25 protein-coding genes are annotated in these 24,983 nt (G+C 50.7%); 15 read left to right on the top strand and 10 right to left on the bottom strand.

The features are described from left to right. Positions 1–235: 235 nt before the first annotated feature. From LH51_RS08025 to LH51_RS08015, 3 genes are read right to left on the bottom strand one after another with little or no spacing between them, the layout of a single operon-like run. Positions 236–787 carry a hypothetical protein gene (locus tag LH51_RS08025; protein WP_036521353.1) on the bottom strand — a complete coding sequence of 184 codons (552 nt, stop codon included), beginning with the start codon at positions 785–787 and terminating at the stop codon, positions 236–238. Between the two features lie 24 nt (positions 788–811). After that, positions 812–1,351: an elongation factor P hydroxylase gene (locus tag LH51_RS08020; RefSeq protein WP_036521351.1), complete on the bottom strand. Its 540-nt coding sequence runs from the start codon at positions 1,349–1,351 to the stop codon at positions 812–814. Next, positions 1,351–2,091, bottom strand: coding sequence for a hypothetical protein (locus LH51_RS08015; RefSeq protein WP_144244216.1), 741 nt, complete (start codon positions 2,089–2,091; stop codon positions 1,351–1,353). The genes LH51_RS08020 and LH51_RS08015 overlap by 1 nt, the downstream gene beginning before the upstream one ends. 147 nt (positions 2,092–2,238) lie before the next feature. On the opposite strand from LH51_RS08015, the gene LH51_RS08010 reads away from it, so the two are divergent. Genes LH51_RS08010 through LH51_RS07995 form a run of 4 tightly spaced genes read left to right on the top strand, consistent with a single transcriptional unit; the run spans position 2,239 to position 5,768 of the window. Then, entirely contained in the window at positions 2,239–2,580 is a 342-nt protein-coding gene (locus tag LH51_RS08010) for a c-type cytochrome (RefSeq protein ID WP_052063581.1), read from the top strand. 11 nt (positions 2,581–2,591) lie between these two features. Beyond that, positions 2,592–3,908 carry an NAD(P)/FAD-dependent oxidoreductase gene (locus tag LH51_RS08005; RefSeq protein WP_036521344.1) on the top strand — a complete coding sequence of 439 codons (1,317 nt, stop codon included), beginning with the start codon at positions 2,592–2,594 and terminating at the stop codon, positions 3,906–3,908. A 3-nt stretch (positions 3,909–3,911) separates the two neighbouring features. After that, positions 3,912–4,970 carry a YeeE/YedE family protein gene (locus LH51_RS08000; RefSeq protein WP_052063580.1) on the top strand — a complete coding sequence of 353 codons (1,059 nt, stop codon included), beginning with the start codon at positions 3,912–3,914 and terminating at the stop codon, positions 4,968–4,970. A 39-nt stretch (positions 4,971–5,009) separates the two neighbouring features. Further along, positions 5,010–5,768, top strand: coding sequence for a thiosulfate oxidation carrier protein SoxY (locus LH51_RS07995; protein WP_036521342.1), 759 nt, complete (start codon positions 5,010–5,012; stop codon positions 5,766–5,768). 12 nt (positions 5,769–5,780) lie between these two features. Here the strand turns inward: LH51_RS07995 and LH51_RS07990 are convergent, their stop codons facing one another. After that, on the bottom strand, positions 5,781–7,121 hold the full coding sequence (locus LH51_RS07990) for a sigma-54 interaction domain-containing protein (protein ID WP_052063579.1): 1,341 nt from the start codon (positions 7,119–7,121) through the stop codon (positions 5,781–5,783). A gap of 224 nt (positions 7,122–7,345) precedes the next feature. Between LH51_RS07990 and LH51_RS07985 the strand changes: the two genes are divergently transcribed. The 4 genes from LH51_RS07985 to LH51_RS07970 all read left to right on the top strand — a co-directional run bounded on the left by LH51_RS07985 (position 7,346) and on the right by LH51_RS07970 (position 11,598). Beyond that, a complete protein-coding gene (locus LH51_RS07985; protein WP_036521341.1) occupies positions 7,346–8,932 on the top strand; it encodes a cytochrome ubiquinol oxidase subunit I in 1,587 nt (528 codons plus the stop codon). A gap of 21 nt (positions 8,933–8,953) precedes the next feature. After that, positions 8,954–10,096, top strand: coding sequence for a cytochrome d ubiquinol oxidase subunit II (gene cydB, locus LH51_RS07980; protein WP_036521339.1), 1,143 nt, complete (start codon positions 8,954–8,956; stop codon positions 10,094–10,096). Positions 10,097–10,108: 12 nt separating this feature from the next. Next, positions 10,109–10,210 carry a cytochrome bd-I oxidase subunit CydX gene (gene cydX / locus LH51_RS19975; RefSeq protein WP_036521337.1) on the top strand — a complete coding sequence of 34 codons (102 nt, stop codon included), beginning with the start codon at positions 10,109–10,111 and terminating at the stop codon, positions 10,208–10,210. 137 nt (positions 10,211–10,347) lie between these two features. Beyond that, complete coding sequence (locus LH51_RS07970; RefSeq protein WP_036521334.1) at positions 10,348–11,598, top strand: NAD(P)/FAD-dependent oxidoreductase; 1,251 nt, start codon at positions 10,348–10,350, stop codon at positions 11,596–11,598. A gap of 40 nt (positions 11,599–11,638) precedes the next feature. Here LH51_RS07970 and LH51_RS07965 read toward each other — a convergent pair whose 3' ends face one another. From LH51_RS07965 to LH51_RS07945, 5 genes are all read right to left on the bottom strand, one after another. Further along, positions 11,639–13,048, bottom strand: coding sequence for a hypothetical protein (locus LH51_RS07965; protein WP_036521333.1), 1,410 nt, complete (start codon positions 13,046–13,048; stop codon positions 11,639–11,641). Positions 13,049–13,093: 45 nt separating this feature from the next. Further along, positions 13,094–16,708, bottom strand: a complete 3,615-nt coding sequence (locus LH51_RS07960) for a diguanylate cyclase (RefSeq protein ID WP_144244215.1) — start codon at positions 16,706–16,708, stop codon at positions 13,094–13,096. Beyond that, positions 16,609–17,832 carry an AAA family ATPase gene (locus LH51_RS07955; protein WP_268746545.1) on the bottom strand — a complete coding sequence of 408 codons (1,224 nt, stop codon included), beginning with the start codon at positions 17,830–17,832 and terminating at the stop codon, positions 16,609–16,611. Before LH51_RS07955 ends, LH51_RS07960 begins: the two co-directional genes overlap by 100 nt. Before the next feature lie 246 nt (positions 17,833–18,078). Beyond that, entirely contained in the window at positions 18,079–18,399 is a 321-nt protein-coding gene (locus LH51_RS07950; RefSeq protein ID WP_036521327.1) for an AzlD domain-containing protein, read from the bottom strand. After that, the gene (locus LH51_RS07945) at positions 18,399–19,118 is read right to left on the bottom strand and encodes an AzlC family ABC transporter permease (RefSeq protein ID WP_036521326.1); all 720 of its coding nucleotides are present in this window, start codon (positions 19,116–19,118) and stop codon (positions 18,399–18,401) included. Before LH51_RS07945 ends, LH51_RS07950 begins: the two co-directional genes overlap by 1 nt. A gap of 143 nt (positions 19,119–19,261) precedes the next feature. Between LH51_RS07945 and LH51_RS07940 the strand changes: the two genes are divergently transcribed. The 7 genes from LH51_RS07940 to LH51_RS07920 all read left to right on the top strand — a co-directional run bounded on the left by LH51_RS07940 (position 19,262) and on the right by LH51_RS07920 (position 23,889). Continuing rightward, on the top strand, positions 19,262–19,465 hold the full coding sequence (locus tag LH51_RS07940; RefSeq protein ID WP_036521325.1) for a YgaP family membrane protein: 204 nt from the start codon (positions 19,262–19,264) through the stop codon (positions 19,463–19,465). A 131-nt stretch (positions 19,466–19,596) separates the two neighbouring features. Further along, on the top strand, positions 19,597–20,271 hold the full coding sequence (locus LH51_RS07935) for a hypothetical protein (protein WP_235263611.1): 675 nt from the start codon (positions 19,597–19,599) through the stop codon (positions 20,269–20,271). Then, the gene (locus LH51_RS22460) at positions 20,268–20,444 is read left to right on the top strand and encodes a hypothetical protein (protein ID WP_235263610.1); all 177 of its coding nucleotides are present in this window, start codon (positions 20,268–20,270) and stop codon (positions 20,442–20,444) included. The genes LH51_RS07935 and LH51_RS22460 overlap by 4 nt, the downstream gene beginning before the upstream one ends. Continuing rightward, positions 20,444–21,445: a hypothetical protein gene (locus LH51_RS07930; RefSeq protein WP_200881915.1), complete on the top strand. Its 1,002-nt coding sequence runs from the start codon at positions 20,444–20,446 to the stop codon at positions 21,443–21,445. The genes LH51_RS22460 and LH51_RS07930 overlap by 1 nt, the downstream gene beginning before the upstream one ends. Then, positions 21,385–21,594, top strand: a complete 210-nt coding sequence (locus LH51_RS21330; protein WP_200881914.1) for an OmpA family protein — start codon at positions 21,385–21,387, stop codon at positions 21,592–21,594. The genes LH51_RS07930 and LH51_RS21330 overlap by 61 nt, the downstream gene beginning before the upstream one ends. Positions 21,595–21,825: 231 nt before the next feature. Then, a complete protein-coding gene (locus LH51_RS07925) occupies positions 21,826–23,070 on the top strand; it encodes an NAD(P)/FAD-dependent oxidoreductase (RefSeq protein ID WP_036521324.1) in 1,245 nt (414 codons plus the stop codon). A gap of 105 nt (positions 23,071–23,175) precedes the next feature. Further along, positions 23,176–23,889: a YebC/PmpR family DNA-binding transcriptional regulator gene (locus tag LH51_RS07920; RefSeq protein WP_036521323.1), complete on the top strand. Its 714-nt coding sequence runs from the start codon at positions 23,176–23,178 to the stop codon at positions 23,887–23,889. Positions 23,890–23,894: 5 nt separating this feature from the next. Here LH51_RS07920 and ttcA read toward each other — a convergent pair whose 3' ends face one another. Further along, positions 23,895–24,806, bottom strand: coding sequence for a tRNA 2-thiocytidine(32) synthetase TtcA (ttcA, locus tag LH51_RS07915; RefSeq protein ID WP_036521321.1), 912 nt, complete (start codon positions 24,804–24,806; stop codon positions 23,895–23,897). Positions 24,807–24,983 lie beyond the last annotated feature (177 nt).

Raw genomic sequence — 24,983 nt, 5'->3', positions numbered from 1 at the left:
TCTTCTGAGACTGGCTTGATTTGCTGCATCATTCTTTGCTGCTACATTCTTTATATGCTGATCTAATTCTTGATGATGAGCAGCAGCAGCAGCAGCAGCAGGGTGATGATGAACAGAGCGATGAATATCTTTTCACTAATGAAGTAAAAAGAATGGTGAATCTTACAAAGCAGATTAACCTTATGTTTACTAAATACTATATGTCACGATCAGTTAACCTGGACATTAATAGAACCTAGCACATCTTGCAGCCACGCAGACGCGCGTCGAAGTGGCTGTAGATTTTCAGGCAGGCTTCTTTTTCGGCAGCCTCGCCAAGATACTCGGTATGGTAACGATCTATATACCAGAGGGTAAGCAAGTCCGACTCCTCATTAGCCTGTACCCGATAGGATTTAAGCCCTACCTTATAAACGCCCTGATACCTGGCTCTGAGCAACTGCCCGCCAGTTGTCAACTCAAGCATTGGCCACTGAAGTTCATCGGTAAGTAGTGCGGGAACCTTGAGGGGGTTATCACTGTGCAATGCCAGATAAAATTCCGCCTGATCACGGGTATCGAAGACACCCAGCACATAGGTTTTGTTTTGCGCCTGTTCCAGGGCATAAAGGCACCAGGAGATTTCACCGACTGACTCTGACACCTGCACTAACAGATAACGCCAAACCGGCTCTCCGGAATCCACCAGACTGTCACAATGGTCACAGCGAAACCCTGCCAGCAGTGCGGGGTGATCCAGGGACATCCACTCGTCCCAGGGCTTGGTGTTCGCCTGCAGATTACGCATACCTACTCCTTGGTTTCAAGAACATTACAGGGTTGCCGGATCAAAGCGACTGTAACACAGGGTGGCAGGTGTGGCGTAAAACTCACACAAGGCATTGCGTAATTGCGCTGTACGTTCCGGCAGGCCTTGGTGTATATATTCGCCCACCTGCTGATACACCGCTTGTTTAAAGGCACTATTATCAGTAGGTTCCCCGTTGAGGTTATCGCTGCTGACACGAAAGCGGAAACCCGCCGCATCGGCCAGTATCCACTCGGTTGCCTGTGGCTTGATCTCTACCTGCTCAAACTCGGCTTGCTGGGCAGCACTGCGACCATCCGGTTCATACCAGTAACCAAAATCTTCCAGCAGACGCCGTTGTGGACCGGCGATCAGCCAGTGCGCAATTTCGTGCAATCCACTACTGTAAAAACCATGCGCAAAATAGATGGCATGGTAACAACGTTCGGCATCCGCGGGGAGGTAAATGGGTTCATCACCACCACGCACCAGACGGGTATTATAGTTGACCTCAAAACATTGATTGAAAATTCGGATCAAATCCTCGTAATCATGTACTGGCATCAATTCAACACCTGCCAGGTATTATCATTAAGCCACCAGCTGCGGCCATCACGGTTATCTATGCGCACGGCAACATAGCCCTTGCTGTCGGTGTCTGCTCGCTGCACCTGAACCTCATAGCTTGATGGGTTCAGGCTGGCATTGTCACGCAAGGGCTGCCAGCTATTGTTATCGGCCAACCAGGTTTCACCTGTCTGGGCATGAAAACGTATCAAAATCCAGCCATTGCGGGTAAAGGCCGTAGCAACCCGAAAGGGGCCCGAGGCTTCCGCCATTTGCGGTGACTGCATGCTCATAGCCGAGAGTAACTGTGCTACAGCCTGATCGATATCATTAACAGCACTTTCAAGGTAGCCTGTTTCGGCTTCTTCAGCACCTGCCACAGAGGGTCCCTGCTGACGCTGCGAATCTGACTGGCTTTGCAACCGAGTCATATTCATCTGGCTTTGCTCCAGGGTTTGCTGCGTCAATGAACGTATTTGTATCACCTGTTCCTGTAACAGGGTTAAACGCCCGGTCAACTGATCCAGCTGATTTTGCAAACTGCCAGACATATCACCCTGCGTAACTGCAATAGGTTCAAGCGGCTCACCACCTAACTGAGCCGCCAACTCGGCACGCCCTTCAGAACTATGCGGATCGACCAGTTCGGCATCCCCACTGCCCGGCTGCACATTCGCCTCGTTGCAGCCGCTTAACAACATCAGCGCAACCCCTGTTAATAGGATTTTTCTGAACATAATGCCCTCCGAGCCTCGTAACCTATTGATAATTACATCTACTTATTCTAATCAGGAATAAAAACTTAATATATTATTCTTTTGCTATTAATTTAAAACATGCTAACTTTCATACTACTCAAAACCACTAACATGGCTGGAAGGATAATGACTCGCGGTATTTTACTCCACAAACGTGGCCTACATAAGTTATTACTGACGTCCTTTTTTGCAGGGGCCGCTTGCCTGGCGCAGGCTGAAGCAATTGCCCCAGCGCAGGTAGAGCTACTCGCAGGCGCCTGCGCCAACTGCCACGGCACTGAGGGCATGCTGTCAGGGGCTATTCCTGCTATTGCCGGGCGTCCTGTTACCGTTCTGGATGCACAACTGCAGGCATTTAAGCAGGGATTACAGCCCAATACCACCGTCATGGACAGAATCGCCAAGGGTTACACCGATGCAGAACTGTCAGCATTGGCAAACTACTTTGCCAATGTCGATAAACAATAACGGAGCAGGATATGAGTGATAGCAAAAATATTTTTTCAGCCTCGCGCCGCCAGCTTTTAAAAGGCCTTGGCCTGGCATCCGTTCTCCCGGCTATTACAGCCTGTGCTGCGACTGTCACAACCGGTTCTTCAGCCGGACGCGTTGTCGTTATTGGTGGTGGTTTTGGGGGTGCAACAGCGGCCAAATACATCAAACGCGGCAATCCAGCCATAGATGTGACCCTGGTTGAACCCAACAAAACTTTTTATACCTGCCCCTTTTCCAACCTGGTACTGGCCGGTGAACGCCAGCTCGACTCAATCGGGCATAACTACGACGAATTGAAGCAAGCCTATGGCGTCAAGGTTGTGCATGCATTGGCACAGGATATCGATCCGGTGGCCCACAAGGTCAGCCTGTCCAATGGTCAGACACTCAGCTATGACAAACTGTTGATGTCACCGGGCATCGATATGCGCTGGAACGCGATTGAAGGCTATGATGAAGCGGCTGCAGAACTGGCACCTCACGCCTGGAAAGCCGGTCCGCAAACGCTACTGCTAAGACAACAACTGCAAGCGATGCAGGACGGTGATACCTTTATCATGTCAGTACCTGGCAATCCCTTCCGCTGCCCACCGGGTCCCTATGAGCGTGCCAGCCTGGTGGCACACTACCTGAAACAGCACAAGCCACGCTCGAAAATCCTGATCCTGGATGCCAAGGATAACTTTTCCAAACAAGGACTGTTTACGGCAGGCTGGCAGAGCACCTATGGCGACATGATTGAATGGGTCGGGCTTTCCAATGATGGCCGGGTCGTGCGTGTTGATGCTGAGCGGCGTGAAGTAGAAACCGAGTTCGGCACCCGACACAAAGCGGCGGCACTCAATGTTATTCCGCCACAAAAAGCAGGCTTTATTGCCGAGCGTGCCGGTGTAACAGACGCCACAGGCTGGGTACCCGTTAATCCGGTAACGTTTGAATCCACCCAGGTAAAAGATATCTACGTGGTAGGTGATGCGACGGTTGCCGCACCTATGCCGAAATCCGGCTTTGCTGCCAATGCCCAGGGTAAAGTGGCTGCCAGCGCTATTGTTGCCGCACTGGCGGGTGTCAGCCCACTGGAACCCGTTTGGGCCAACACCTGCTACAGTCTGATTAATCCGGACTACGGCATCTCCGTAGCCGCTGTATACAAGGTTGAAGACAATCAGATTATTTCAGTGGAAGGTGCTGGTGGATTGAGTGCCGCTGAGGCCAGCGATGATATCCGTCGTTCTGAAGCGGCCTATGCTGTCGGCTGGTACAACGCGATCACCCAGGATACCTGGGGTACGCGGCGCTGATCTATGCTTGCACTTTTTGATAACTACCTGACAGCGGTGCTTTGGGGCGGTGCGCTCCTCGGCTTCGCTTACGGTGCAGCGGCTCAATGGAGCCGCTTTTGTTTCTATCGTAGCCTGGCCAATGTCTGGCAAAAGGGTGACAGTCTGAAACTGCGTGCTTTTTTGCTGGCCATGGCTGTCGCACTGTTCAGCAGTCAATTGTTGGCACTGCTAACCGGTATCGATCTGACACAGACACACTACCATCAACGCTCACCCTCTTTACCACTATTAATTATTGGTGGTGCACTGTTCGGCTATGGCATGCATCTGGCCAATGCCTGTGGTGCTCGCTCTCTGGTGTTACTGGGTAGCGGCAACCTGCGCTCATTATTGGTTTTATTGGTGCTGGGCATCAGTGCTTATGTCACCCTGTCCGGTTTGCTGGCACACCTGCGCCTGGATCTGGAGGCACTGACACAAACTCGCTTACCCGCCACCTCGATTGATGGCCTGATCAGTCTGACTGGTATGTCACCGGTCCTGGCCCGCTGGATCAGTGTGTTTTTTCTATCTGGGTTGTTACTATACACGGCTCTGAAAAGCCGCGAACTGCGCAACTCTCTCAGCGACTGGCTTGGTGCTACCTTGATCGGCTTACTGGCGACCGCGGGCTGGTGGATTACCGGTGTGATAGGCTTTGATGATTTTGATCCGGTGCGCCTGGCATCCCTGACTTTTGTAGCCCCCATAGGTGAAACCCTGCAGTATGCCATGCTGTCATCCGGCATGCCGCTGAGCTTCGCTATCCTGGTGGTAACCGGTATTATCGTCGGCAGTTTTTTACGCGCACTGCTGGCCGGTGAATTCAGTTGGCAAGGCTATGAGTCTCCGCAACAGATGCAACGCGGTATCGCCGGTGGAGCCCTGATGGGTATCGGTGGTGTTTTGTCTCTAGGCTGTACGCTCGGCCAAGGCATTAGTGGTTTTTCCACTTTGGCACTTAGCAGCCTGCCTGCACTTGCTGGTATTATTGGCGGCACCCGACTTGGCCTTTGGCTGGATAGCCGTCGGCACAGCTAAAACCTAAACAAGACACTGAGAAAAGGAAACTGAATTATTATGCAATTCTGGCGTATTATTGTATTAGCCTTGCTGCTAGGCGGTTTTGTACTGCCAGCTTCAGCCTCTGACTGGACGCGCATTGAAGCAATAAATACCTATCTGGCCGACAACCAGCCCCAACAGGATGGCATAGATATAGGTTTGCCGCTGGTCGCTGAAGATGGCTCCGCCGTGCCGCTAAAAATCACCTATAGCGGTGAGCTGGCTAATGATGAGTATATTGATAGCATTCGTGTATTCGCCAGCAACAACCCCAATACTGAAGTGATTGACTTCGAACTCTCGGCCGCCATTCCGAGAACTGAGCTATCCACACGTATTCGCCTGAGTGAATCACAAACGCTGTTTGTCGTTGCCAAAAGCAATCTGGATAACTACTGGATTGCCAGCCGTGATATTCGGGTTACGGTGAGTGGCTGCCTGATGGCGGGTGATACAGAAACGACAGCTAGCGGCATGTCCCAACCGCGCGTTGCCCTGCCACGTAGCGCCACACCTGGTGAAGCAGCCGAAATACGCACCATGATCAATCACCCTATGGAAACCGGCTTTCGTGACGATGGACAGGGCGGAAGCGTTGCACAAAATCTGGTGGAATTACTGGAAGTTACCAGAGCCGGTCAAGATCTCTTGAAAGTACATTTTCATACAGGCACATCGGCCAACCCGTTTGTTGGTTTTTATCTGGACCAGTTCGATGATCTGAGTTTTACCTGGACAGACCAGCAGGCTGAACGTATCACCGAAACCCGGTGATACGTCGTGTATTTATTTCAACCGGCTCAACTTACGATACAACGTACGTTCACTCACACCTAAATGTTCAGCCAAAGAACGGTTATCACCACTGAATCGCGAAGTTATACGCTGCAGATAATAACGCTCAAGCTGATCCAGCGGAATGACCTCTTCATCTGGAAATCCAGAATAAGGCGCTGATGCAGCCCCTTCTGCCACATGTAGACATTCAGGCGGCAGATGCTGTACTCCAATACGCCCATCGTCTGTCATCAACATACCCCGTTCTAAAATATTACGAAGCTCACGAATATTACCGGGGAAGCTATACTGTCGTAACACCTTAACAGCCTGCTCCGTCACACTAACTTGCTCAGCGCCAGGTATACGCACCAGCAGTGAGTTAATCAGTAGTGTCAAATCTTCAGGGCGCTCCGACAGCGCGGGCAGAGTGACCGGAAAGGCTGATATACGATAATACAGGTCCTGACGAAACTGCCCCTGATCAACTAATTGCTTCAGGTTGCGGTGTGTAGCACACACCAGACGAAAATCGGCATGTAAGGGCTCGATCCCACCCACGGTACGGTAGGTACCTGTTTCAATCAGACGTAGCAGTTTAACCTGCTGGGGCAAGGGGATTTCACCGATTTCATCCAAAAAAAGCGTGCCTCCTCGAGCCGCTTCGATCAGACCCTTTTTACGTCCGACGGCACCAGTAAAGGCTCCTCGCTCATGACCAAACAGCTCACTCTCAAACAATGACTCGGTCAAACCAGAGCATTCAACGGTGATAAAAGGGCCACGAGCACGGCGACTGCCATCATGTACCGCTCTGGCGGCCAACTCTTTACCTGTCCCTGACTCCCCTAAAAGCAGCACAGCGATATCTGAAGGTGCTGCACGACGCAGCATTTCAAGCATGCGGCTAAACGCGGGTGAACGCCCTACCATGCCATCACCTTCACCTGGCGTGGCTCTGGCTTCTTTGACCAGATGCATTATCTCCAGATAGCAAACCAGTTCACCCTGCGCATTGCGCACCGGGTTCATCTCTACATCCACATGCTCTTCACCATCCGGTGTATTATGAAGATGTAACACCCGTTGCCGCTGCCCGGTTTCATGGCAACGCTTTAATGGACAGGATTCACCCGCCTGATCACAAGGCACACTATACCCATGTGAAACATCATAACAGGTGCGCTCCAGTACCCGCCCACCCTCACCATAGATCGATTGATAAGCCTGATTACAGGCCAATATTCGATAATCCAGCGCAAGAATAGTTGCCGGTTCATTAATCACATCCAATAACGAACTCAGTTCTGCAATCGAAAGCCCAGCATCTTTTGCAATCAAATCTGCCATATAAATCTGCCACTAGTGTCATATTTGTCAGTTCATTATCAAACATGTGTGACAATTTGTCACCTATTAACCCCACAAATCTTGAGCTATTCTGACCTTAAAGTGCCTAAAATGGCATGTATTGCATAAAAGAATAAGCTCATAACCTTAATACATCAAACTGGCATATTTCCTGCTGTAGCAGTTTGATCTTATAAAATTCAGCAGTAACAGAGGACCTTCGTATGATTACTGAAGCGCTCGTAGATATTTCCCGTCTGCAATTCGCGCTCACCGCGATGTATCACTTTCTGTTTGTACCACTCACCATCGGGCTGGCGTTTATGCTGGCCATTATGGAGTCAGTCTATGTAATGACTGGCAAGCAGATCTACAAAGACATGACCAAATTCTGGGGTAAGCTCTTTGGTATCAATTTTGCGCTAGGCGTTACCACTGGACTCACTATGGAGTTCCAGTTTGGCACTAACTGGTCCTACTATTCACATTATGTCGGGGATGTTTTTGGCGCGCCACTGGCGATTGAAGGCCTGATGGCATTTTTTCTGGAGTCCACCTTTGTTGGCCTGTTCTTCTTTGGCTGGGATCGCCTGAGCAAGGTCAAACATTTGATGGTTACCTGGCTGGTAGCCATAGGATCAAATTTCTCGGCCCTGTGGATTTTGGTCGCTAATGGCTGGATGCAGTACCCGGTAGGCGCTGAGTTCAACTATGAATCCATGCGCATGGAAATGACCAGCTTCTATGACCTGGTCATGAACCCAGTAGCGCAGGTAAAATTCGTTCACACGGTTTCAGCAGGCTACGTGACCGCTGCCGTGTTTGTCCTCGCTATCAGCTCCTATTATTTGCTAAGAGATCGCGACACAGCCTTTGCACGTCGTTCATTTGCTATCGCCAGCGCCTTCGGTCTGGCTGCCTCTATGTCGGTGATTCTGCTCGGTGATGAATCCGGCTATGAACTCGGGGATGTACAAAAAACCAAACTCGCGGCCATAGAAGCTGAATGGGAAACCCATGAAGCACCAGCCGCATTTACACTCATCGGCATTCCAAATCATGAAGAAATGAACACGGATTATGCGCTGAAAATCCCCTATGCTTTGGGCTTGATTGCAACCCGCTCCACCACCGAAGAAGTGAAGGGCATCAAAGATCTGATTGCAGAACATGAAGTCCGTATTCGTAACGGCATGGTGGCTTATGGTCTGTTGCAGCAATTGCGCAATGGAGAAGCGACAGATGAGGTCCGTGCTGCTTTCGATGAAGCCAAGGTTGACCTGGGTTATGGCCTATTGTTGCAGCGTTACACAGCTAACATCGTTGATGCTACAGATGCACAAGTCCGTATGGCTGCCGAAGACACTATTCCGGCTGTAAGACCTATGTTCTGGGCCTTCCGTATCATGGTGGCCGCTGGATTCTGGATGCTGCTACTATTCGCATTAAGCTTTTACCACACCGCACGGCGCAGCGCCTGGAAGAAGCCCTGGTTGCTTAAAGCCGCTTTATTCACCCTTCCGGTTCCCTGGATTGCGTCTGAAGCTGGCTGGTTTGTTGCCGAGTTTGGTCGCCAACCCTGGGCCGTAGGTGAAATTCTACCCACTTTCACTGCCGTATCTGTTCTGACGGTCAATGAGATCATATTGAGCCTCAGCCTGTTTATTCTCTTTTACACCATTCTGGCTACTATTGAGATTTTCCTGATGCAGCATTTTATCCGCAAAGGCCCCAGTAGCTTGAAGACTGGCCGATACCACTATGAGCAGTCTGATGACGTCATTAATGCCACTCAGGCAGTTAAAGCCTGATTCGGGTAAGGAGATATTCTGATGATCTTTGATTATGAAACCTTAAAGCTGGTCTGGTGGGTACTCATCGGCGTGTTGCTGATTGGTTTTGCTGTCACCGATGGCTTTGATATGGGTGGCTGCGCCATCCTGCCACTGGTAGCTAAAACTGATGAAGAACGCCGTGTAGTCATTAACACCATGGCACCCCACTGGGATGGAAACCAGGTGTGGTTTATCACCGCGGGCGGTGCACTATTTGCTGCCTGGCCACTGGTCTATGCTGCCGCTTTCTCAGGTCTTTACTGGGCCATGTTATTAGTGCTGTTTGCGCTGTTTCTGCGCCCGGTCGGTTTTGATTACCGCTCAAAAATGGAAGACCCACGCTGGCGCAATGCCTGGGACTGGGCACTGGTTGTAGGCGGTGCCGTACCGGCGCTGGTATTTGGTGTAGCCTTTGGCAACTTGCTTCAAGGTGTACCCTTTCAATACGATGAACTGATTCGTCCCTCTTACCATGGCAGCTTTTTTGCTTTGTTGAACCCTTATGCACTGCTCTGTGGCGTCGTCAGCTTGTCGATGCTTAGTTTGCACGGAGCGATCTGGGTACAGATGCGTACCAAAGATCAAGTTGAACAGCGCGCCAGGTATTATGCGGGTGTGTTCGCAATCGTCTGCGCCGCCAGCTTTGCTCTAGCCGGACTCTGGCTGGCTATGGGAATTGAAGGCTATCAAATCCTGTCCATGCCAGCTAAAGATGCTGCATCCAACCCCATGCTTAAAGAGGTGATTAGAGCCGAAGGTGCGTGGTTGAGCAACTACGCTGATTATCCCATCACTCTTTTGGCGCCTTTACTGGGATTTGCCGGTTTACTGGGTGCTTTCTGGCTGACCATTAAACGCCTTCCCGCACTGGCCTTTGTGTGTAGCGCACTGGGTATTACCGGCATCATCCTGACAGCCGGGGTATCCATGTTCCCGTTTGTTATGCCATCCAGCCTAGTGCCATCGGCCAGTCTAACTCTATGGGATGCAGCCTCTAGTGCAGGCACCCTCATGGTGATGGCCTGGGCCGCGATTATTTTTGTACCGCTGATTCTGGTCTACACCTTCTGGTGCTACCGTGCCATGTGGCAAAAAATCGGTGTTAGCTTTATTAAAGACAACAGCAATTCACTTTACTAAGGAGACAGAATTATGTGGTACTTCGCCTGGATACTCGGTGTATTGCTGGCCTGTGCGTTCGGCATCATCAACGTGATGTGGCTGGAAGCCGAAGAAGAGTTTGATCAGGAGTAATGCTCACTCCCGCAAAGGCACCGCAAGGTGCCTTTTTTTATGTACAGGATGTACGGGCAGAATATCTGTAGAGTAGGATACTATGCTTGAATACTTGTAAGTTGTAACTCTACATTTTTAATCCAGAGGGCTAGCAGATGGCAAAGCAGGATGCCAATATCATTGTTATAGGTGCCGGTGTAATTGGACTGAGCTGTGCTCTGGCACTACAACGTGCTGGTTTCAGGGTACAAGTACTTGATCGCACCGGTGTTGCTGCAGAAGCAAGTCAGGGTAATGCCGGTGCATTTGCCTTTACCGAAGTGGAACCTCTGGCAACACCTGGCATTATGCGCAAGGCGCCTCGCTGGCTGCTCGACCCACTGGGACCTCTCTCTCTACCACTGGGATACGCCGTGCAATTTGCGCCCTGGATGCTACGCTTCTGGCGCGCCAGCTGGCGTGATCGTTATGAGCAATCAACGCGTGCACAAACGTCACTGATGCAGCTGTCCAAGTCGTGTTTGGAAGAGCTGATCGCATCAATACAGGCTGAGGAGATGATTCGCAGAGAGGGGCAGCTGCAGCTCTATGAAGGTGAAGCCGACTTTAATGCCAACCAGGAAAGCTTAAAACTGAAACAGGCTCAGGGTATTGAGGTACAAATACTCAAGGGAGCGGATGCCATTGCCAGCATTCAACCTGGATTATCTGAGCGGTTTACCCATGCAGCCTACACACCAGCCTGGATGAATGTATGCAATCCGGCCAGCTGGGTTGAACGGCTGGCCCAGCATTTTCAGGAAGCCGGTGGCGAGATTACCATCGCCACGGTCAATGCCATTCAACCTGAATCTGCTAGTGTCACGCTGAACACAGACCAAGGTACGCAAACAGCCAGTAAAGTCATCCTGGCCTGCGGTGCCTGGTCGAGAACTCTGGCACAGAGCATCGGTGATCGCTTACCGCTGGATACAGAGCGCGGCTACAACACCACTCTGCCTGCCGGTGCTTTTGATCTTAAAACCCACCTCACCTTTCCGGCACATGGATTTGTGGTGTCTCGTATTGATGAGGGTGTTCGTGTCGGCGGCGCGGTTGAGTTTGGCGGTTTACAACGACCACCGAATTATAAGCGGGCACAAACACTACTAAACAAGGCCAAGAGGTTTTTACCCGGTTTAAACACCGCCGATGGCGTCCAATGGATGGGCTTCAGACCCTCCATGCCTGATAGCCTGCCGGTCATCAGTCATGCCAGTCAGTCTGACCGGGTGATCTACTGCTTTGGCCATGGACATCTGGGCCTGACCCAGTCGGCTGGGTCAGCCCAACTGGTTAAGGATCTGGTGTTGGGAGAAGCTTCATCGATTGACCGGGCACCCTTTAGCGCCAAGCGCTTTCACTAACTTGCAGTGTCACTAAAGGGTCCAGGCAAGCCAACTGATTTCAGTGTCTGAAATCCTGGATATGCAGCCGCCAGGTTTTCCAAAACTGCTCGTAGATTTCATCGCTAAGCTGGTTTTGTTGTTTCTGCTGCTGTGAGGCATAGTTCATCAGTACCATTTCCATAAAAGTGCTGTAATCCAATGCTATAGCGCCAGCTTCATCCGTTTGGGGCTGGTCGCCCCAGCGATTGGTAAACCAGGCATTCCAGTCGTCTGAGCCAGGCGTGTACATATTCAGCGGTGTACTAATAGGCGGTTTGGCCGGATAAAAATAGGTGAGCATTTTATCGCTGTTGGGCAGGTAGGACACTGTGCCATGACAGCTCATACAAGACGAACTTCGCAGCGACTTTACTAGCTGGCCATCAACATACACATCGTTTTTGACTGCAATATCAAACGGGCCAGATAACCGTCCGCCATAGCCAAGCGTTACAGTGGCATAAGCGGGAGCCTCTGGATTGACATAAGTTTGCTGTAATGGCTGCTGCGGATGCAAGGCTGAATTGACATCTGGGTCCAGCCCCCACATAGCTCCCAAGGGCACCATCCTATCCCAGGCATCTTCACCCAGGGCATCCCGGTCATAGACCAGGGTGGAAAAAACCCAGCCAGTGTCCGGTGCTGCCACACTGTCTTTGACAATAATATCGAAGATGGCCACACGTACATCGGTCACTACCGGTGGCTGATCATGAATGGTGCCATGCTGATTGAAGGGTCGCCGGTAGATCTGCCAGGCAGCCGCACCTTCCAACACTGGCCACTCATCGGGTGTAGCCGTAGCTGCCGCCGCTTTGATAATCACCGAACCTTCCGGGAACTGGGCTTCACCGGCCATCAGGCTGGGTGAGCAACTGGTCGTGGCCACATCGCAGTCTTGCCATACCCGTCCTAACGCATAAGCAGCCGTTTGGTTGTAATAGATGGCGGCATGATTACGCACATCCACCGTCAACCCCGAATCAGCATAGACTGAGGCCGCCTGAATCTGACCGGTATAGGTACCGTAAATGGCATCCCGGCCTTCCCAGCCAGTCACCGGAATGTCTTCACCCGCCCAGAGCATACTGTACCAGCCAGTTTGAGGATGCTGATTCCACACTTCTGGCTGAGTCACAAAAATACGCATAGGGTCTTCGACAAACTGCTTCAATGCCACTACATAGTCATGCGCCTTGGCTTTATTCAGCGGCATACCATTCAACACCTCGCGCCAAGGCATCTCCAGGGGTTGCTGAATGTTATCGGGGTATTGGTAATCAAACCGAAACAGTGGACCATCATATTCTGATGCATCAGGGATGTTGCCATCATTCACGGCAAAAGGGTTCACTTCAGCCGCCAACGGCAGGCTTAGCGTAGCGATCAAAACAACCGGAAAAATCTGTTTACAGCAGCCTAGTGACATAGTTTATCTCCTAATACATTGGCAAGTATTCATATCCAAAAGGATTCAATCATCTAGAGCAAAAACACAAGTCCGGTTTTTTCCGGCACTTTTAGCCTGATACAGAGCATTGTCTGCACGAAGAATCAACTGATCTGTGTCCGCCCCAAGACCCACGTTCAGTCCAATACTCATAGAGACCCGAGAGGTCACAGAAGACACCTCATGCACTAGATCACGCTGCCTGAGCGCCTGGTGAATCTGTTCGGCTATGTGCAGTGCACCTTCACGGTCAGTGGCAGACAAAATCACCGCAAACTCTTCACCACCATAACGCGCAACCAGATCCCCAGGCCGCTTGACCACTGAGGTAAAGCACTCAGCCACCGCAATCAGGCAATCATCTCCAGCCTGATGCCCATAATGGTCGTTGTATGCCTTGAACTCATCCAGATCACAGATCAGCAGTGCAAAGGGTAAGTCGTGTCGCTTGCAGTGAAGATATTGTTGCTGCAAAACCTGGTTGAAATGACGACGGTTACTCAGTCCGGTCAGCCCATCAGTGGTTGCCAGTATTTGCAGCTGTTGATTAGCTTCCTGCAGTTTTTGCTCAGCCAGTTTACGTTCATCATTTTCTTCGATCAGTCGCTGGTTCAGGTGACGAATGGTATCGTACTGATGCTGCAACTCCTGCTTCTGGCATTCGATATCCTGAGTGCGCTCCCCCACTTTCTGCTCCAGCTTTTGGTAGACCAACGCGTTTTCAATCGAAATAGCAATTTGCCCGCCAAGGTAACGTAACAAGGCAAAACGGTCTGGTGTAAACACACCGGCTGCACTGTCGTTTTCCAAGTAGACAATCCCTTTTACCTGACCTTGAATCATCAAGGGCACACAAAGGACTGACAGTACCTGATAACGGGCAAAATAGGGATCATTAGCAAACACAGCATAATGGCAGGCATCATCTAACAAAATTGATTCATGCGAGGCCATTACATAATTGATTACCCGTAGAGGCAAGTCAGATGATTGATCATAGGCTTGATTCTGCATCACCTGGATCTCGGCACGCTCTACTGAGGATTCAGCCTGAATCAGATACTGCTGATCTTCCTGCAGCATCAGTACACAACGCCGTGCCAGGGTATTTTCCTGCAAAATAGTCATCAGGGTTTCCAGCAATCGAGGTAAACGACGCTCCTGGCTGATCACTTCAACAGCCTGGGCGAGACTATCAAGATCGAATTGACCCGCCTGCCGGACAACACCGGGGCACTCTACCTGAGTATGCCAGCTATCCACACCCCACTTTTCGGCTAACTGTCTCTTTTCCAGTTGATGGCACTGGGCTGCCAGGAGTTGAGTTTGGCTGGCATACAACTGCTCAGTCAGTTGATGCCCAATCACCTGAAGGTTCAAATGGCCGTAAAATTCAGCTGTTTTACAGGCTTCCTGATAACATTCAAGCGCTTTTCCAAAACGCCCGGCGATGCGATGCTGCTCACCTTGAAGTAACTGCGCTCTATCCAGAAAATTATCTGGACACTGTTTGGCCCAGCGATGAAATTGTCGTGTATAACGTTTAATCTGAAAGTGGTTCCGGTGCATTTTCAGCCCGTCATGGGATCGCAGTGTTTGTGCCAGAATCAAGGCATGCACAAAGCAATGCTCAGCCGCATGCAACATGCCCTGGCTGTCTTTCATATAGCTCTGACTGGAGACAGCAACAGCCTCCGCATCATCATAATACCCGTGAAAATACAGTACCCACATTTTATTGATGTAGTACAAATGGGCAAAATGACGCGAACCAAACTGACTTAGTTTATTCAGATAAGCGCTTTCATCAAAACCATCGTGACTAAACACCGGCAAAGTGGGTGAAGGGTTACGCAGGTTGAGTAACGCCTGGCGAATCCCCAGCAATACTTGATCATGCTCAACTGCTCCGATGCGCTGCAAGGTTGCCTGGAAATAGTCACACTGTTGCAACACTGGCTCCAGTGGTTGCCCTCGCATAAACTGACTCTGCAGAATTCCCGCCGCCGCACAACCGGCATGAAACCAGTCACCAACCTTGAGGCCTTGTTCAAAAGCACGCTGCCAGTAACGTTCGGTATCACTGGCCGGATGCAGCCAGGAATGCGCAAAATAGCCATACACAAAAGGCACTTCAGCACTCTGCATCAGGTTGTTGTAATGCTCCAGCATAGCCAGTGACAAACGCCCATATTTACACCCCTCCACGGCAAGGCCACGGACACCGCCAAGAAAAATAACCCCGAATACCATATAACCCACCACAGCTTCGCGGGTATTACCGTAACGCAAACACAAACGCACCTGCTTGGCAGCCAGCGCTACACAGAGCTCGGGTTGTATTTGATAGGCCGCTTTCTGCATCGCTGACAGCAACAGGATTTGATCACAAATACGCGCATCACTGGCCTCAGGCAAAGCCAGTAAGCTCTCTATTGTTGAGCCTCGCAGTTTACGTTTCAGGTGCAGGTAATCGGCGGCGAAATTCAATGGGCTAAAGCCAGACGGCACACTTAAATCAAGATGAAACAAGGCTGTCCTGCCTGTCTCAAAGGCTTGCTGAAACTCGCCGTAATCGGTATAAAATTTGATCAACAGCTCATAAATTCTGGTACGTTGCCGGGCATCCGTGGTGACTTGCAGTGCCTGCTGATAATAGCTTAATGCCGTCGACTGCTGACCACAAAGGTGCTCACATTCAGCACGCTCTTTAAGAATTTCTGCACGAAGTTGTGGGTCAGCTTGTTGTGGCAACAAGAGTTTCATCGCCAGAGTGACACACCCCAGTGCCAGATGAAAATCACCATTGGCCTTGGCGACCTCAGTAGCCCGCAGGTTCAACCAGCCAATACGTTCCAATAGCTGCGCATCGGTAATCTGCTCCAGGGCCATATTGAAGTGATACACACATTCCAGTAGCCGGGTTTCCGCATCCTCACTACTCACAAGACACTGAGCAATAGATAAGTGCACCTGTTGAAGGGTCGACTTGTCCATCAGGCCATAGGCCGCCTGTTGTATGCGATCGTGAGGAAAAACATACTCTCGCTCGGCAGCTTGACGCATCAGCCAACCACCAGTTTGCGCATTTAGCAGCGCCCGATCAACGGCCAGGTCAGGCAGCAACCGCTTCAAGACATCACTATCGAAGCGGTTACCGATACAGGCGGCTGTTTTCAACACCTGCTGTGTCTCTTCCGACAGGAATGCCAGACGCTTTGCCAGTAACTGCACAACATTTTCACTGACCGGTATCTCGGTCTGTTGCTGCAAATCCAGCTTCCAGATCAAATCTGTATGATCGAACCAAAGTACCCGATGCAGTTGGCACTGACGCAGGTACTCCGCCATATACAACGGGTTGCCATGGGTCTTTTCAACAATGGCAACGGCCAATGCTTCAGCCGCGTCGCTTGACAGCTTGAGGTACTGCTGCAACAAATCACCAATCACCCGGACACTCAGTGGCTCTAAGCAGATATCCTGCTGTGGCGCTTGTCGCCCTCGAAGGCGCTCCAGAAAGCTACCGAGCATGCGGGTCATATTATCGGCATCATCTCTGAATGCCAGAATGACCACGACTGAGTGCAGCTCATGCTGGGTGTTTTCCAGCCACTCCATTGTGGCCGTATCAGCCACTGACAGTCATCCAGAAACACACACAAGGGGTGATCGATACTTGCCAGGCTTTGCACAAAACGGTTTAACAAGCGATAAAGGCGTACTTTGGCATCAGCAGCAGGCAGCGCCGCCACTGCCGGAGGCTGCCCAATGAATAAGGCCAACTCAGGCATCGCCTCTACCAGAATACCCGCATCTTGTTCCAGAGCCAGACGAAAAATATCACCCCAGCTTCGTCCCTGATCAGATGATTCGGATAATAACTGACGTAACAGTTGCTGTAGCCCAGCAAACAACCCTTCAAACGGACTATTGGAAGCATACTGGTCATACTTCACCTGGGCAAAATGGTATTGATCAGCGACAGACTGTTGTGAGGCATAAACCAGGCTGGATTTGCCAATACCCGATACCCCTCTCACCAGGACTGTCGCCATAGGCTGGCCAACGGCCTGGTGCAGCGTGGTAACTAACGACTGCAGTGGCACCTCCCGACCATATTGTTCACCCCGACTGAACAAGCGACTGACATCACTCAGATGATCGATATCGAAATCCGTTAGCGGTGCGCCACGCTGTAACATTTCAATGCAGATTCGCAAGTCGACTGCCACGGCCTCCAGGGCCTGATAGCGCTGACGCCGATCAGTCGCCAGCATCTTTTCCAGTATACGCAACAGAACCGGTGCAACTTCTGGATATTGTCTTTGCAGGCTCACCTGAATCGGTTGTCCTGAGGCTGATAACGCCTCAGCTTGCCTGTTGGCAGGAGGTTGCCCCGTCAGCATCAGATAAAACAAAGCACCTAAAGCGTATATATCACTGCGATCATCCACCAGAACACCTGAACGGGGATGCTGCTCTGGTGCCTGATAAGGACTATTGATTAATTCCAGATCGCTCTGCAATTGTCCCTCTGATTCGCGCCGCCAGACCTGCCCCAGCCCAAGAACCCGGAAATCCGCTAAATCAGTACTTAAAAGGATATGCTCAGGGAATAACCGGGCATGTATAAATCCGGCGTCATGAATAGACTGCACCGCATCAACCAGCGCAACAGCCAAATCCAGAAATTGCTTTTCAGATAAGGGATTACCTGCCAGAAACACATCCAGCGGCTGTCCTTCAAAATACTCCCGCAGCAGTACAGGGTATCATTCCAGGTAGTTATGCCTTTTACAGAGATCAGCTTTTCATGCTGGAACTGCTGCAGACACTCGCACTCATTGCGGAGCATATCAGTATGAGACACCCCCGGCACCACGAGTTTACTGCGCTTTATCACAACGGGTTCAGAGGATAGCATCGCCTGCCAGAGCTCTGACCGGGTCGTTTTCTGCAGCAAGGTTATGTTGGTGAAATCATCCATGTTTCGCTCTGTGCCAGTGTTAAAGTCCTACTATAAAGCGTAACAATATAAAAGCCAGCATACCTGCGACGATTGTCGTCATCAGGTCCTTACGAATCAAGGCGACTAAAAAAGCAAACAAAGCCGCCAGTAACCAGGGGTTTTGCCAATTGAACCAGATATCCCCTTCCGGCATCAATACTGCCGGAACAATAATGGCGGTCAATACAGCCGGAGGTACAAAACCCAACGCCTGACTCAGCCACAAGGGAAAGTGCACGCGCCCGGCCACGGCAAACAGCAAAAAACGCACACTGAAAGTCACCAGAAACATCCCCAGAATCAAATAGACTTCCTGCATTAGTCAGCCTCCTGTGCTTGAGCCTGTCGACGTTGCTGTAGCAGGTGCAAAGATATGCCGGTGGTAATACCACACACAGCAGCGACTATCAGCCCCAGCTTGTGCGGCATAAAGGCCGTTGCCACAGCCATGGCTCCAGCCACTATCACGGCACCCCACATAGGACGATTGGTCAGGTAAGGCACCACCATTCCGATAAAGGTAACTGACATGGCAAAATCCAGCCCCCAGTCGGTCATATCCGGAAACATTTCACCCAGCACTATGCCGACGAAGGTACACAGAATCCAATTACCGTACATGGCCACAAACGAACCCAGATAGAACCAATGCGCCGTATCGATGGATGCCTGGCGCAAAAAACGGTTACTGACAGCCGCAAAGGTTTCATCGGTAAGGCCAAATGCCATCATCATGCGCCAGCGTAGCGGCAGGTGGGCCACTTTCGGCACAAGATTAGCGGCATACAATACATGCCGCAGGTTAACCACGAAGGTTGTCAGGATAATGACAGGAATGGCCGCTCCCGCAGCCAGCAGCCCCAGTGCAATAAACTGGCTGGAACCGGCAAAGACGATGACTGACATCGCCATGGCACCCCAGGCGGACAAGCCACTGGTTTCAGCCAGGGTACCAAAAATAATACCGAAGGGTATGGCACCCACGATAAGTGGCAAAGTAGCCTTTACTCCACCCGAAAACTCATCTCTTTTACTCACTGGTATTAACTCTCGCACCTTTCACTCCATGACACAGGAACAGGGATAGACAAAACATTAGCATTAACTTATATTAGGCATCACACTGACTCTGACCAACTTACTCAAGCCGCTTCGCGCAGCTTTTAATTCTGGAGATCAACATGACACTGGATCGCGCCGTTTTTGCTTTTGCCGGCAGCTTTATACTGATTAGCCTTGCACTGGCTCACTGGGTTAGTCCCTGGTGGTTGTTATTGACTGCCTTTGTGGGTGTCAACATGTTGCAAACTGCCTTCACAGGCTTCTGCCCGCTGGTCATTATATTGAAAAAACTGGGTGTGAAACCGGGTCAGGCGTTTGATTAAGGCTTAAAAAGCGATCTGATTTGTCATAAGGACACTTAAGACCTCTTTTTAACACTACCCTCTTTACACCTGCTACTCAGTCATGGATGATCTGAGAATAACTGAATCGGATTTTCGGGCGGGTGGAAAAGATGAGTAACCCCAAACACACGCTGTTCTGGATGACACTGTTTCTGGGTGTGGTCGCTGCAATCTGTGTCTTAATTTATGTCCCTCTACAAACAGCCTTTATGGCTAACTGGGTGTTCAACGCACTGATATTCTGCGTGCTTCTAATTGGCATCGGGATCACTTACCGACAGGTATTTGTGCTGTTTCCGGAAATCCGTTGGGTTGCCCAATTTCGTACCGGGCGTATGGGATTATCGGTAACCCAGGAACCCCGATTACTCAAACCCCTTGCCCGCCAACTGGGTGAAGACTACAAACGCGATAAATTCTCTCTGTCTGCCCTATCGCTCAGAACCGTATTAGACGGTATTCGCACGCGCCTTGACGAACAACGCGAAATTACCCGCTACTTTATTAGCTTACTGATTTTTTTAGGCCTGCTGGGTACCTTCTGGGGGCTATTAGGTACGATTAATGCGGTCGGACAGGTCATTATTAACCTGGATATGCAGCAGAGCAATTTTGCCGACGTATTTGCCAGCTTACAGTCCGGACTGTTAACACCTTTGGAAGGTATGGGCACAGCTTTTAGTTCATCCTGTTGGGTCTGGGTGGGTCACTGTTGTTGGGCTTCCTTGATATTCAGGCTGGTCATGCTCAAAACCGTTTTTATGATGGTCTGGAAGAATGGTTGACCGGTGTTACCCACCTGGTGGAAAAGGCACACCAAACTGGCCAGGTGCCTCCGGTACTGACAGATGACTGGGACTATGAAATTTCCGGCATAGATACGCTCAGGGAAGTAGAGCGTTTGCGTGAAGAAAATGCCGAACTAGCGGCCAAACTGGCAGAACAGGACAAACACTGATGCTGGGTTCCGGTCGTCGACAACGTAGCCAGATAAACGCCTGGCCAGGTTATGTAGATGCTCTTTCGGCCCTGCTGATGCTGGTTATTTTTATGCTGATGATCTATATGGTCAGTCAGCTCTACTTGTCTCAAGCCTTGTCTGACCGAGACTCTGAACTGGCCCAATTGAGTAACCGCTTAAACGAGATATCCCGTCTATTGATGCTGGAAGAGGAGCGTAGCGAACAGCTCACAGCTGAATTGACCAGTTTACGCAGTTCATACCAACAAAGTCTGTCCCGCGAAGAAGCGATGCAGCAAGCCCTCGATAGCTTGTTAGGTGATCTAAGTGAATCAGAGCAAGCGCATCAGCAAATCGCGGCACGTGCCGCCGAACTGGAAACGCAGTTGGAGCAGGAACGCACGGCATTTATGCAACTGCGCACCCTGGCTGATGATCAGGAAAGCCAGATTGCCGGGCTGTCCAGTAGTATAGAATCCACTGACACGGCCTTAAAAGAAGAGCAGGAACTAACGGCATCTCAGCAGGACTTTATTCTTCAGTTAACCCAGCGAATCGACGCACTTCAGGATCAACTAAAACAGATAAGTGCCGCGCTGCAACTCCAGGAGACCATCAGTGCTGAACGCGAGGCTGAAATCGCCGGTCTGGGACAACGTTTGAATCGCCTTCTGGCTGAACGCGTTAATCAGTTGGAGCGTTATCAATCTGAATTTTTTGGCCGACTCAGAGATATCCTGGAAGACAATGAAAACATCCGCATAGTCGGTGATCGCTTTTTACTGCCTTCTGAGCTTTTCTTCGCTTCAGGCTCAGCTGAACTCGGCCCTTCAGGGCGTTCTGAACTAAACAAGTTCGCTACACTGCTGCTGGAAATAGCCAATAAAATCCCCGATGACGTTGACTGGATACTCAGGTTGATGGCCACACCGATCGCTTGCCTATCAACACCGAGGCTTTTCCATCCAATTGGGAGTTATCCACTGCACGTGCTGTAGCTGTTGTGCGTTACCTCGCCTCACAGGGTGTACCACAAAAACACATGGCGGCAGCGGGCTTTGGTGAGTTTTATCCGGTCGATCCGGGTAGCTCTACCGATGCCTTACAGCGCAATCGCCGTATTGAGATCAAGCTCACGGATCGTTAAGGTCAAGAGGTGTATGTCATCCGGGTAGCCAACGGGTAAAAACACCTCAACTCGCATTTTAAAAATAAGCAGTAAATCCTGTTTTAAGGCTAAAAAGCAGTGATCAATTCTGCCAAAATAACACATAACAAAATATTATTTTTTAATATCAAACGCATACAGGAAAATTAAAAACCTTCTGCTAGAATGAATTCTTAGTCATAAATTAACCTTCTTCAGCAGGAGAAAGTAATGTCTCGGGAAACCATCGTATTAGGTGCCGGTATAGTAGGCGTCAGCATTGCCTGGCATCTGGTGCAGCGCGGCCGCAAGGTATTGCTGATTGACCGCCGCCCACCAGGACTGGAAACTTCTTTCGGCAACGCCGGTATTATTCAACGCGAAGCTGTCAGACCCTATGCGTTTCCTCATGACCTGAAAACCCTGTTGCGGGTACTGCCAAACCGCAGTATCGATATCCGCTATAAACCCAGCGGCATGTTTGCAGCGGCCAGCCCGTTGCTTAGCTACTACCTGAACTCTTTCCCAGGACGCTATAAAAAAATCATTCCTGAATACGCTTCCATTATCGCCCTCTCTACCCAAGAGCATGATCCGATGATTAAAGCGTCTGGAGCCGATGCACTGATACAGAAAAAAGGCTGGCTGGAGATCTACCGCACCGAAGCTGAGCTGGATGCCCGTCACAAGGAAGCCCAGGAAGCCGCCCAGCAAGGCGTCGTTTCACGTCGCATTGACCGGGCAACACTGGATGAAATGCAACCCGGTCTTTCAGCCGACGTTTGTGGCGCAATCCACTGGCAGAACTCCTGGATGGTGGAATCACCTGGCGACCTGGTGCAAGCCTATGCCAAAGATTTTGAAGCCAAGGGCGGTGAGTTTCTTGAAGCCGAATTGAATACTATCGTACAAAACTCAGCCAACAACTGGACGGTCACCACCTCCAAAGGCAGCCATGATGCCGCTGAGGTGGTGGTTGCCCTGGGTCCTTGGTCACAAGACTACCTGGCACCACTGAATTACAATTTCCCGTTGTTTGTGAAGCGTGGTTATCACATGCATTACAAACAGCCCAGCATAAAATCCACTCTGAATTACTGGCTGATGGATGCAGAAAAAGGCTATCTGCTTGAGCCGATGAAAGCGGGCATTCGTCTGACTACCGGTGCGGAGCTGGCCAATCTGGATGCACCACCTGCCTATGGTCAGCTGGAGGCCGCTGAAAAGGTCGCCCGCAAGCTCTTCCCGATAGGTGAACGTGCCGATAAAGAGCCCTGGAAAGGTGCCCGCCCCTGCTTGCCAGATATGAAGCCTATCATTGGACCCGCACCGAAACATCCTGGCCTATGGCTGGCATTCGGTCACGGCCATCAGGGCTTTACCCTCGGCCCGGCCACAGGCCGATTGTTAGGTGAAATGATGGATAACGAGCAAACAGCTATCGATATGCAGCCCTTCCGCGCTGACCGCTTCTAGGCAGAAATCCAAGTCCGTTAAAAAATTCAATGGCCCAATTTCACGTTTATGCGTAAAATTGGGCTAATTTTTTTAATCCGACAGTAATCACACAGGACTCTCCGTATGGGTCGCGCTTACCAGAACCGCAAAGAATCCATGGCCAAAACGGCCGATCAAAAAACCAAAATCTACAGTAAATATGCACGCGAGATCTACGTCTGCGCCAAATCAGGCGGCACAGATCCTGCCGGAAATCTGGCCCTTCGCGGCATGATGGAACGCGCCAAAAAGGATCAGGTGCCTGCGCATGTTATCGACAAAGCGCTCGATAAAGCCAAAGGGGCTGGTGGTGAAGACTTCTCGGTTTCCCGTTACGAAGGCTTTGGTCCGGGTAACTGCATGGTGATCGTCGAATGCCTGACCGACAACCCCAACCGCACCTTCGGGGATGTTCGCCACTGCTTTACCAAAACCAAGTGTAAAATTGGCACACAGGGTAGCGTCAGCCACATGTTCGACCACTGCGCTATTCTGGCCTTCAAAGGTGACGATGAAGAGGCTGTGCTTGAAGCACTGATGATGGCTGATGTGGATGTCACAGATATCGAAAATGAAGACGGCATGATCACAGTCTTTGCGCCACACACCGAATACTCCAACGCCAAACAGGCACTTGCTGCGGCTTTTGGTGAAATCGATTACGAAGTGGATGCCATCCAGTTCCTGGCACAGACAACAACAGAAATCGGCGAAGAAGACCTGCCAATGTTCGAGCGCTTTATCGACCTGTTAAATGATCTGGACGACGTGCAGAACATCTACCACAACGTGGCCTGATCCGGTTACAACGACAAAATATCGATTCGCTCCATCACCTGTACAGCCGCCTTCGGGTGGCTGGGCAGCTCTGATGAGTCCTCTGCGTCATCCACGATGCCGTGGGCATATCCCAACTGCAGATTTTTGAAATCGAAGAGTTCCGCATCGGCCAGATGTGAAGGCACAACATTGCAGAGGGAACGAAACATGGTTTCAATCCGACCTGGGTGGCTTTTATCCCAACCTTGCAACATCTCTTTGATCACCTGACGCTGCAGATTTTCCTGAGAGCCACACAGATTGCACGGAATAATCGGGAAGCCACGCAGTTCAGCGTAGGCGGCAATATCCTTCTCACGAGCATAAGCCAGCGGACGAATAACCATATTCTTGCCATCATCCGATACCAGCTTAGGCGGCATGGATTTGAGTTTTCCACCATAAAACATATTCAGAAAGAAGGTTTCCAGAATATCATCGCGGTGGTGTCCAAGTGCAATCTTGTTGGCGCCTATTTCCTCAGCAAATCCATACAAAGTCCCCCGGCGTAAACGCGAACAGAGCGCACAGGTGGTTTTACCCTCCGGCACCACCGACTTCACCACCGAGTAGGTATCGCGCTCAACAATATGAAACGGCACTCCCAGTTCACTCAGGTATTCTGGCAATACATGTTCCGGAAAGCCCGGTTGTTTCTGGTCCAGATTCACCGCGACTAACTCAAAAGAAATCGGCGCGCTTTTCTGCAGGTTCAGCAGAATATCCAGCATCACAAAGGAATCTTTGCCACCCGACAAACACACCATCACCTTGTCACCCGCTTCGATCATATTGAAGGCTTCAATGGCTTGCCCCATTTCCCGACGCAGGCGTTTTTGCAGCTTGTTCTGGCGGGTTTTGAGTTTTTTGTCCTGGGTTTCAGTGCAGCTGGTCATGGGTATTCCGCAAACGGGTTGGTTCGACAAAGGGGCAATAGTATAGCCTGCCGTCGGATTTATTTACATGCCTTCACAACAACACCTGTTGGAGCTCACTCTGTGAGCGAACTCTTTCGCCCGGGGACCGGGCTCCTACAGAGCGAACCCTTCGCCGCGGACCGGGCTCCAACAACG

This window comes from Nitrincola sp. A-D6, assembly GCF_000764495.1.
In the GTDB taxonomy this organism is placed as follows: Bacteria; Pseudomonadota; Gammaproteobacteria; order Pseudomonadales; family Balneatricaceae; genus Nitrincola.
The sequence above is the reverse complement of the archived record's forward strand: the minus strand, read 5'-3'. Positions and strand labels throughout refer to the sequence as shown.

Coding starts and splice junctions, on each gene's coding strand:
- LH51_RS08025 (WP_036521353.1), bottom strand. CDS start 787: ATGCGTAATCTGCAGGCGAACACCAAGCCCTGGGACGAGTGGATGTCC.
- LH51_RS08020 (WP_036521351.1), bottom strand. CDS start 1,351: ATGCCAGTACATGATTACGAGGATTTGATCCGAATTTTCAATCAATGT.
- LH51_RS08015 (WP_144244216.1), bottom strand. CDS start 2,091: ATGTTCAGAAAAATCCTATTAACAGGGGTTGCGCTGATGTTGTTAAGC.
- LH51_RS08010 (WP_052063581.1), top strand. CDS start 2,239: ATGACTCGCGGTATTTTACTCCACAAACGTGGCCTACATAAGTTATTA.
- LH51_RS08005 (WP_036521344.1), top strand. CDS start 2,592: ATGAGTGATAGCAAAAATATTTTTTCAGCCTCGCGCCGCCAGCTTTTA.
- LH51_RS08000 (WP_052063580.1), top strand. CDS start 3,912: ATGCTTGCACTTTTTGATAACTACCTGACAGCGGTGCTTTGGGGCGGT.
- LH51_RS07995 (WP_036521342.1), top strand. CDS start 5,010: ATGCAATTCTGGCGTATTATTGTATTAGCCTTGCTGCTAGGCGGTTTT.
- LH51_RS07990 (WP_052063579.1), bottom strand. CDS start 7,121: ATGGCAGATTTGATTGCAAAAGATGCTGGGCTTTCGATTGCAGAACTG.
- LH51_RS07985 (WP_036521341.1), top strand. CDS start 7,346: ATGATTACTGAAGCGCTCGTAGATATTTCCCGTCTGCAATTCGCGCTC.
- cydB (WP_036521339.1), top strand. CDS start 8,954: ATGATCTTTGATTATGAAACCTTAAAGCTGGTCTGGTGGGTACTCATC.
- cydX (WP_036521337.1), top strand. CDS start 10,109: ATGTGGTACTTCGCCTGGATACTCGGTGTATTGCTGGCCTGTGCGTTC.
- LH51_RS07970 (WP_036521334.1), top strand. CDS start 10,348: ATGGCAAAGCAGGATGCCAATATCATTGTTATAGGTGCCGGTGTAATT.
- LH51_RS07965 (WP_036521333.1), bottom strand. CDS start 13,048: ATGTCACTAGGCTGCTGTAAACAGATTTTTCCGGTTGTTTTGATCGCT.
- LH51_RS07950 (WP_036521327.1), bottom strand. CDS start 18,399: ATGCAGGAAGTCTATTTGATTCTGGGGATGTTTCTGGTGACTTTCAGT.
- LH51_RS07940 (WP_036521325.1), top strand. CDS start 19,262: ATGACACTGGATCGCGCCGTTTTTGCTTTTGCCGGCAGCTTTATACTG.
- LH51_RS07935 (WP_235263611.1), top strand. CDS start 19,597: ATGAGTAACCCCAAACACACGCTGTTCTGGATGACACTGTTTCTGGGT.
- LH51_RS07930 (WP_200881915.1), top strand. CDS start 20,444: ATGCTGGGTTCCGGTCGTCGACAACGTAGCCAGATAAACGCCTGGCCA.
- LH51_RS07925 (WP_036521324.1), top strand. CDS start 21,826: ATGTCTCGGGAAACCATCGTATTAGGTGCCGGTATAGTAGGCGTCAGC.
- LH51_RS07920 (WP_036521323.1), top strand. CDS start 23,176: ATGGGTCGCGCTTACCAGAACCGCAAAGAATCCATGGCCAAAACGGCC.
- ttcA (WP_036521321.1), bottom strand. CDS start 24,806: ATGACCAGCTGCACTGAAACCCAGGACAAAAAACTCAAAACCCGCCAG.